Here is a 4,587-nt window from a genome sequence, read left to right on the forward strand (position 1 = left end):
CAAATTTGATCCTTCAGCCTTAAAACACTAGCCTGCAAAGAGCTTTAGCTTTTAAACAAAGCCTAAAGCGACAACTCGTTTTATTCCCCGAAAGTGCCGCGATTATATAATGATGAGGTTTAACTTTCACTTATGCTAAAATTTTATCTATTTTGCAGCTTACATTGTGTTTGAGCTTCAAAACATAAAAAGTAAACCGCACTGATAAGGTCTAAATTTAAACCCCGAGCTAAATTTCAGAGCTTTCCTTGCGCGCCTTTATAGACGTTTTTCACGTCGTAAACCAGCGAGCCCGCGTAATCAAGCTCAAAAAATTGCTTATGCGCCACGGCGATTACGACGCAGTCAAATTTGCGCAAGTCGGGCTTTTGCAGCAGATCGATGTCGTAGTATCTCTTGGCGTCGGCGGCGCTCGCCCAAGGGTCATAGACGCTTACCTCGCAGCCGAAATTTTTAAGCTCGCTTATCATATCCACGACGCGCGTATTGCGGGTGTCGGGGCAGTTTTCTTTAAACGTCAGCCCCAAGATCAAGACCTTTGCGCCCTTTACCTTTTCGTCGTATTTTATCATCATCTTAACGACCTCCGTAGCGACGTAGCTTCCCATATTATCGTTGATACGGCGGCTTGAGAGGATGATTTCGGGGTGATAGCCCACCTCGGTCGCCTTCTGCGCTAGATAATACGGATCGATGCCGATGCAGTGCCCGCCCACGAGTCCAGGACGAAAGCTTAAGAAATTCCACTTCGTAGCCGCCGCGTCGATGACGTCGTTGGTGTTGATACCGAGTTTGCCGAACAGGATCGCAAGCTCGTTGATAAAGCCAATGTTGATGTCGCGTTGGGTGTTTTCGATCACCTTCGCGGCCTCTGCGACCTTGATGCTGCTGGCGCGAAAGGTGCCGTTTTGAAGTATGCTAAGATAGACGCTATCTACAACGTCCAAAGCCTCCGCAGTGCTTGCCGAGACGATCTTTTTGATCTTCGTGACGGTGTGAACTTTATCGCCAGGATTGATCCGCTCGGGCGAATATCCGCAGAAAAAATCACGGTTAAATTTTAGCCCGCTGGCTCTCTCAAGCACCGGCACGCAGTCCTCCTCCGTAGCGCCCGGATAGACGGTGCTTTCATACACGACGATGTCGCCCTTTTTAAGCACGGCTCCGACGCTTTCGCTGGCCTTGATTAGCGGCGTGAGATCGGGGCGATTTAGCCTATCTACAGGCGTTGGCACACACACGATATAAAAATTACTCTGCCTCATATCGTCTAGCTTTGCGCTAAATTTAAGCCCGTTTTGAATCGCCGCGGCAAGCTCCTCGTCACCAAGCTCCAGCGTGCGGTCGTGCCCGCCGCGCAGCTCCTCTATGCGCTCCAGGCAGACGTCAAAGCCCACGACCTCGTGTTTCGCCGCAAACGCCGCCGCCAAAGGAAGCCCCACGTAGCCAAGTCCGATTATCGCTATTTTCATTTTTCCCTCACTTGCTTTCATATTCTCCTCTTTTCTTTGCGTTAAATTTAATCGTTAAATTTCGCTCTCAAACTCGCTAAATTTCAGGGCTGCGCAGATACATTGCGCGCCTTAAAAATTTAAACATTGCAAGCTCGCTCGCGCCGTTTTACTTGCACTTAATTGCGCGACGGCAAATTTAAAATTTTGCCGCGAGACAGAATTCCGCGCCGCGATAAAATTCCATCGCAGCGAACGGCGTCGCGTAAAATTTCAAATCGCGATAAAATTCTACTGCCGCGACTAAATTCCGCATTGCGATAAAGCTCCATCGCCGTGCCGTTAAAATTTGCGCCGCTAAATTCTATACCGCCAAAATTCCGCGCCGTAAAATTTAAACGCCTTAAAATTTCAAAAGTCTCGCTAAATTCCGTGAAATTTCATCGCCGCAAAATTTTAAAAAACCTCGCGAAATTTAGCAAATTTAATCTTTAATTTCAACCGCTTCATCCTTGATCTCGATCTTTTGCGTGGCGTTTGCGTCGGCTGCAGGCTTAAGATAGCCCTCTTTTACCATCATTTCCACCGTGCGGCGAAAGATCGGCAGCGCGTTTTGAGCGGCGTAGTAGCTGCCCTTTTTGGGCTCGCGCACCAAAACGCCGATCGTGTAGCTGCTGTCTGCGTCGTTGACAAAGCCGAAAAACGAGCTGTTATAGGCGCTCGAGTAGCCGCCGCCCTTGGCGATACGCGCGGTGCCCGTCTTGCCGCCGATTTGCAGTCCCGCTACTCGCCCCTTGCGCCCCGTGCCGCTCTCGACCGTTTTAATTAAAATTCCTTTGATTACGTCGGCGGTATTTTTGGAGACGACTTGGCGGGTTTCGCTTTCGTTGACGGTGTAAATTTTGCCGTTATTTTCGAGATTTTCCACTATGCGCGGACTGATCATCACGCCGCCGTTGTTAAAGACGGTGTAGGCATTTAGCATCTGAAGGAAGGTCATCTGCGCGCCGTAGCCGTAGCTGATCGTGGCTTTGTAAATTTTATTATTCAGGCTTTTGACGCTAGGTATATTACCGCTCTGCTCATACGGCAGATCGATGCCCGTTTTTTGCGACATACCGAAGTTCATCAGCCCGTCGTAGATGATCTGCCCCTCCAGCCGCTCCGAAATTTTAATCATTCCGATGTTTGAACTCTGCGCGATGATATCCTCGCCGCTCATCTGCTTTGCGGGGTGAGTGTCGTGGATGATGCGCGAGCCGAGTTTGTAGCTGCCGTTGTAGGTATTGATCATCTCGCCGGGCTTGACGGCCTTGGCGTCGTAGGCGATCGCGAAAATTATCGGCTTCATAATGGAGCCCACCTCGTAGGCGTATTCGCTCGCGGTAAAATTTAAATTCTTAAGATCGTTTTTGGTGATATTTGAGGGATCATAGCGAGCGTTGGTCGCAAGGGCTAGAATTTTACCCGTTTTGGAGTTCATAATCCCCACCACGACCTCGCGCGCGTCGTATCTGTCGCTGCTCTCGTCGATCAGCCGCTCAAGCTGTCTTTGAAAGGCCAAAGGCACGCTTAGACGCAGATTATAGCCGTCGATCCTGCCCGTTTTTTTGCTGCTGCGCTCTAGGATGATGTTGCCGCCGATGTCGCGCGGGCCGATGATAAACTCGTCCCTAACGGGCGAGAGATAATACTCGTAGTACTTCTCTACCCCCTTGATGCCGCTTACTTTAGTGATGCCGCCGACCTCTTTTTTATTGATATATCCGATCAGCGGGGTGAGCGAGTCTGCGACGTTGTAGCTGCGCTTCTCGCCGCTTTCGGTTACGCTCATGCGGATAGGCGGATTTAGCCTGCCGTTTGCGCCTATGAAGCTGACGAAGACCTTTTTTAAATTTAACTTATACGCAAGCTCTTTTAGATGCACCGCGGTTTTGGCGTCGATCTTATACGACAGCACGGTCGTGCCGCCTGAGTTTTCGATCGCCTTTTTGACGCGCTTTTCGCTATCGCCCGTGTAGATGCAGTATAGCCGCACGAAAAGATCGAGCTTGTTTTTATCGATACTGCGCGCATCGACGCTAACTTTGTAGAGCTTGACGGAATTTGCCGCGACGTAGTTGTCCTTTGCGATCACCGCGCCGCGGATCGCGCTGTTGGTTTCGTTGACGTCCAATCTCGGCAGCTTGCGATCGGTGCTGCCCCAAAAATATAAAATCGCCAAAAATACGAAAAGCGCCGCCGGCACGAATATAAACATCACGATGATCATACCGACCGAGGAGCTTTTATCTCTTACTACCATCTACCGTTTCTTTAAAATTTTAAATTTAGCGCGTATGCTTCCCGCGCGATTTCGTTTCAATGTCTGGCTCAAAGCTAAACGCCGCGCGGAATTTTAAGATCCGCAAAGCGCTCAAAGCCGCTATCTTGCGCGCTAAGATCGGCGAATAAAGCAAGGAATTCCTCGCGCGCCATCTCCTTTGCGCCCATAAATTTCAGATGATCGTTCATAATCTGACAATCGATCAGGAAATGAAATTTAGCAAGCACCTCGCAAAGCCTAATCAGCGCGACTTTCGAAGCGTTGCTCTTTAGGCTCAGCATACTCTCGCCGCAAAACACGCGGCCAAAAATGAGCCCGTATAGCCCGCCTGCGAGCTCGCCGTCCTCGTACGCCTCGACGCTGTGGGCGATGCCCGCATCCGCCAGGCGCGAATACGCCTCCGCAATCTGCTCGCTGATCCAAGTGCCCTGTTTTTCGCGCTCGCGCACGCTTTTGCACAAATTTATAAAGCCTCTAAAATCGGCGTCAAATTTTATCTCATATCGCTTCAGATAGGGCTTTATCGATTTTTGCACGCGCACTTCGCGCGGATCGAGCACCGCGCGCGGATCGGGCGACCACCATAAAATCGGCTCATCCTCGCTAAACCACGGAAAGATTCCCGCGCTATAAGCGCTAAGCAGGCAGTCCTCGCTCAGATCGCCGCCGCTTGCAAGCGGCGCGAAAGCGGGCGCGTATAGCGGATCGGGAAAGTCGTAAAATTTCGCGTTCATCTTTTGCGGCCCAACCGAGATAGAGCATACACGCGGGCTTGGCAGCAAACAGGCAAGCCGTAACTAAAACGCAGCC

General features: G+C 50.6%; 4 protein-coding genes. All 4 read right to left on the reverse strand.

Annotated features, from left to right (window positions below):
• Positions 1 to 236: 236 nt before the first annotated feature.
• Entirely contained in the window at positions 237 to 1,472 is a 1,236-nt protein-coding gene (locus Q0438_RS07390; protein ID WP_299189769.1) for a nucleotide sugar dehydrogenase, read from the reverse strand.
• Positions 1,473 to 1,630: 158 nt separating this feature from the next.
• Positions 1,631 to 1,783 carry a hypothetical protein gene (locus Q0438_RS07395; RefSeq protein WP_299189771.1) on the reverse strand — a complete coding sequence of 51 codons (153 nt, stop codon included), beginning with the start codon at positions 1,781 to 1,783 and terminating at the stop codon, positions 1,631 to 1,633.
• Positions 1,784 to 1,935: 152 nt separating this feature from the next.
• Complete coding sequence (locus Q0438_RS07400) at positions 1,936 to 3,756, reverse strand: penicillin-binding protein 2 (RefSeq protein ID WP_299189773.1); 1,821 nt, start codon at positions 3,754 to 3,756, stop codon at positions 1,936 to 1,938.
• Between the two features lie 74 nt (positions 3,757 to 3,830).
• Entirely contained in the window at positions 3,831 to 4,511 is a 681-nt protein-coding gene (gene aat, locus Q0438_RS07405) for a leucyl/phenylalanyl-tRNA--protein transferase (RefSeq protein WP_299189775.1), read from the reverse strand.
• Positions 4,512 to 4,587 lie beyond the last annotated feature (76 nt).

This window comes from uncultured Campylobacter sp. (assembly GCF_938030785.1).
GTDB lineage: Bacteria > Campylobacterota > Campylobacteria > Campylobacterales > Campylobacteraceae > Campylobacter_B.